Raw genomic sequence first — 3,936 nt, 5'->3', positions numbered from 1 at the left:
ACATCGTGCCGGTCTTGGTCGGCGATGCGGCGAAGTGCAAATGGATCTCGGATCTGCTGCTCGACAATTTCGGCGTCTATGTCCAGCCGATCAACTATCCGACGGTGCCGAAGAAGACCGAACGGCTGCGCATCACCCCGACGCCGCTGCATTCCGATGCCGACATCGAACAGCTGGTCGCAGCACTCCACTCCCTCTGGTCGCGCTGCGCGCTCGCAAGGCAGGTCGCATAAAATCGATTGGCTTCGTGGTCATCGGGAAGAACAGCGCGAGGTCGCTGTCCGGCTGTGGGATAAGAATGCCGCAACAGGCCGCTCCTTGCGCCCATTAGTTCGCCCTTGCTGGCCTTGCGGCTCCGAAGATACGGATGGCGGACGACCGCGGTGGTCTGGATCTCATGGTAGCCACTCACCGGTGTTTATCATCGCAACAGGCATGTGTAATCGACAGCCGTTTCGAATTCGGCCAGCAGCGCTTTCGACGTCCCATTGCAGTCGCTGCGCACGTCGTTGCGATTGTGCACTTGCGTTCGCGCTGGTCGAGGCCGCCAATCGGCGGCCTGCCGTCAGGCGGCTTTTTCGTTGAGCGCAACCAGTTCGGCAGCAAGCCTGCGCGCTTCAGCGTCGGCCGCAAAGACGTCATCCATAGTGTGCGCGCCGCCCGTGCCGGCCATCCTGTCCATAACGGCTTCGACAATATCGGCCATTTGCAGGAAGCCGATCCGTTCGTCGACGAAGGCATGAAAGGCCACTTCCTCAGCAGCATTCATGATTGCCCCTTGCAAGCCGCCTCGCTCCAATGCCGTGCGCGCAAGCCTGAGAGCGGGGAAACGCTTTTCGTCCGGCGCTTCGAAGTCCAGACGAGAGAGCTTTGCGAAATCCAGGCGCTCGACATTCAGCTTCGGCCGGCGAGGATATTCCAACGCATAGCCGATCGCCGTTCGCATATCCGGGCTGCCGAGTTGGGCGATGATGGATCCATCGGTATAACCGACCATGGAATGGACGATAGATTGCGGATGCACGACCACCTCGATCTGGTCCGGGCGGACACAGAAGAGGTGCTTAGCCTCGATCATCTCCAGTGCCTTGTTGAACATCGAGGCACTGCCGATGGAGATTTTCAAGCCCATCGACCAATTCGGATGGGCGCGGGCGGTTGCCGCAGTCACATTCGCCATCTCGGCGCGCGACCAGGTGCGGAAAGGGCCGCCTGATGCCGTCAGGATGATCCGTTCGACGGCGTGCCGCTGATTTTCGTCAAGCGACTGGAAAATGGCGCTATGTTCGCTATCGACCGGGATCAACAGCCCGCCCCCCTTCAGCACCGCTTCGACAAAGAGATCGCCTGCTGAAACAAGGCACTCCTTGTTTGCCAGCGCGATCGCCGCACCCTTGCGCGCTGCCGCCAGTGTCGGCACCAGCCCCGCCGTGCCGACGATCGCGGCCATGACCCAGTCCGCTTCGATGTCGGCGGCTTCCGCTAGTCCTTGAGCACCGGCTGCGACGGCGATACCGCTGCCCGAGAGCGCGGCCTTCAGAGATCTGTATCTGCTGTCGCTTGCGGTGACTGCCAGCCGGGCGCCGGTCGATCTTGCCTGCTGCGCAAGAAGCTCAATATTTTCATTTCCGGTCACCACCGAAATTTCATAGCTCTCACGGCCGCCCAGCTGCTGGACGACATCGAGCGTATTTTGTCCGATCGAGCCCGTTGAACCGAAGATGCTGAGGCGCCGCGGCGCGTTTGTGCCGGTCGTCATGCGGGTTTTTTGCCGAAGATTTCCCATTAGCCTCTGGCTCTACAAGGCTTTGAAATGGGCGGCAAGTGTGCAGTGCAGCACTTTTCTACCGTTGAGTGGTTTACACGATGGGCTTCGGATGTGATCCTTATAACAATTCCTGCGGAATTTAACTCCGCAGTTGTTCTGCAGTCGCCGACGACTGATGTCGCGCTGCATTGGCAAATGGCATCAGATGCCGGGCCAGTTCACAAATCGGGAGGAGTTAAAAGGATGCGTGGAAGCGCATCAGCGGGTTTTTGCGCGGTGCGCGCTGAGTGCGATTGGATTTGATGACGACGTTGAAGAAAATACTATTGTCGGGCCTATGCCTTCTGGGGCCCCTTCCGGCCAAGGCGGACAATCTTTTGATCTGGGCACCAGTGCGGGTTTCCGAGCAGTCCTACAAGGCGACGATGGGTTTTCGCCTTCCGTTCGAATGGGAAACGAGCGCCGGCGCCGACCTGGCGCTCGCATCGACCGAGGGCGAGGCCATCCAGCCCGGCTCCGAACAAGCGACGTTTTGGGGAAAGATCACAAAGGCGCGCGTCACGCCGGCAGGCAAAGCGCAACAGGATGCAAGCATCCGGATCGATACGTTGCGCGGCAGTGGTTCGCTGATGCTGAGCCGCTCGCGCAGTTTTATTCTCTCTGACTCGCTCGACCTGCAGACAAGCCGGGCTGTCAGCGTCGGCTACGCTGCCGTCGAAACACGTCAGACGTCGGTGACGGCAACCCAGGCGCTGAAACTGATCTATCCATGGACTGGAACGTCAATTTCGGCAGGAAGCAGCGTGACGGATTTCGGCAAGGATTTTTCGAGTTCAGTGGGCGTCAGCCAGACTGTTCTTCCGAACCTCAATCTCAATGCTTCGGTGACCGATCCGCTTTCGTCGGAACGCTCAGCCAGCGTCAATGTCAACTACCGGGTAAGCTGGTAGGCGATCACGAGATCGACGGCTGCAACAAAGCCGGTTGCCTTTGCGTTTCTCTGCAATCCAACAGGAGGAACGATCATGGTTTTCAAGAAGGCTACATTCCACGGGAAGCAGCCTGGAATCGAAGCGGTGTCGGTCGATCATGCATCGCTTGAAAGGGCAGTGGCTGGCGCGCTTGCGACAGCTGGCGGCATCGACGCTTCAGACGTCGAAGTAACGGCCGAAGGCGACGACATCGTACTGACCGGCTCGGTTGGTACTGCCGATGAAATCGAACGCGCGACGGCCGTCGCGCGAGACGTTCAGGGCGTACGTGCTGTTCGGAACCGGATCCTGCTTGGTTGAATGCGCACGCAACACCATAAACCAGGACGAAAGATTGGTACTCGGCAGTTGGACCGCTGGCATGTGGGGCCTACATTGCATTTGCTGATTCAGCCGGCAAAGCGCTCGCTAAGGAATACCGAGCCATTGTCTGCGCCGCCCGCGCGGTCGGTCTTTTCTGTGGTGACTGGGCCGGACGACTGATGAGCGATTAAAAGCAACAGGCCACTGATCACGACGTAAGCTATCGCAACGATGGTCATCTTGGTACGCATGACGAAACACTCCCTGTTTCGCCCTCAACGCCAGCCCGATTTCAAAGTTCCCAAAGACGATATCGGGCGCCATTTGCTCGCTGTCGCTTTTCCGCCACTTGTCGGGAGAAAAGGACGCCGACCCGGGCCGATTTAGGCTGCGCCTTTGAAATGTCGGTTTGCGATGGGAGCAGTGTTGGCTGTCCGCAACATGCAACCAAGGCACGGCGCCATGACATGCAGATAAGGGGGAGACAGTTGGGATCATTCTTCGACGACGCACGTTATGTGTTTCAGAGTTTGTTCTTCGCCGGCTGAACCCAATGCCATAGCCATAATTTGAGTAAGGAGACCATGATGAAAAAGGCCATTGCGATGATAGTTGCCGCAGCGTCACTGGCTCAAGCCTGCGTGACGGCTGCATACGCAGCTGACACGATCCGGCGCTACCAAGAGCCAGACGCACGCGGCTACCAAGAGCCGGACGTACGCGGTGGGGTCAAGATTGGCCTCCTGACATGCGATGTCGGTGGGGGCCTCGGCTACGTGCTCGGTTCAGCGAAGGAGGCCGACTGCGTTTTTTCTTCGAGTGTTGGTCAGGAGATTTCCGATCACTATACCGGCGATATCAGCACACTCGGGG

Annotated in this window: 6 protein-coding genes; 4 read left to right on the top strand and 2 right to left on the bottom strand. The window is 58.7% G+C overall.

All coding sequences use genetic code 11. From position 1 onward, the window contains the following. Positions 1-233, top strand: a 233-nt coding sequence (locus C9413_RS29170; RefSeq protein WP_170251247.1) for an aminotransferase class I/II-fold pyridoxal phosphate-dependent enzyme, incomplete at its 5' end; no start/stop codon positions are given. 332 nt (positions 234-565) lie between these two features. Here the strand turns inward: C9413_RS29170 and dxr are convergent. Then, the gene (dxr, locus tag C9413_RS29165) at positions 566-1,759 is read right to left on the bottom strand and encodes a 1-deoxy-D-xylulose-5-phosphate reductoisomerase (RefSeq protein ID WP_039846316.1); all 1,194 of its coding nucleotides are present in this window, start codon (positions 1,757-1,759) and stop codon (positions 566-568) included. Positions 1,760-2,070: 311 nt separating this feature from the next. Here dxr and C9413_RS29160 point away from each other — a divergent pair, with 311 nt between their 5' ends. Together C9413_RS29160 and C9413_RS29155 are read left to right on the top strand one after the other, a co-directional pair. After that, a complete protein-coding gene (locus tag C9413_RS29160; protein WP_052451617.1) occupies positions 2,071-2,718 on the top strand; it encodes a hypothetical protein in 648 nt (215 codons plus the stop codon). A 75-nt stretch (positions 2,719-2,793) separates the two neighbouring features. Further along, positions 2,794-3,060, top strand: a complete 267-nt coding sequence (locus C9413_RS29155; RefSeq protein ID WP_039846315.1) for a BON domain-containing protein — start codon at positions 2,794-2,796, stop codon at positions 3,058-3,060. A gap of 89 nt (positions 3,061-3,149) precedes the next feature. On the opposite strand, the gene C9413_RS29150 is transcribed toward C9413_RS29155, so the two are convergent. Beyond that, entirely contained in the window at positions 3,150-3,314 is a 165-nt protein-coding gene (locus C9413_RS29150; RefSeq protein ID WP_166677513.1) for a hypothetical protein, read from the bottom strand. Positions 3,315-3,650: 336 nt separating this feature from the next. Here C9413_RS29150 and C9413_RS29145 point away from each other — a divergent pair. Continuing rightward, positions 3,651-3,936, top strand: a 286-nt coding sequence (locus C9413_RS29145) for a DUF992 domain-containing protein (RefSeq protein ID WP_170251274.1), incomplete at its 3' end; no start/stop codon positions are given.

It is taken from the genome of Rhizobium sp. SEMIA 4085, assembly GCF_013004495.1.
Taxonomy (GTDB): domain Bacteria; phylum Pseudomonadota; class Alphaproteobacteria; order Rhizobiales; family Rhizobiaceae; genus Rhizobium; species Rhizobium gallicum.
The sequence above is the reverse complement of the archived record's forward strand: the minus strand, read 5'-3'. Positions and strand labels throughout refer to the sequence as shown.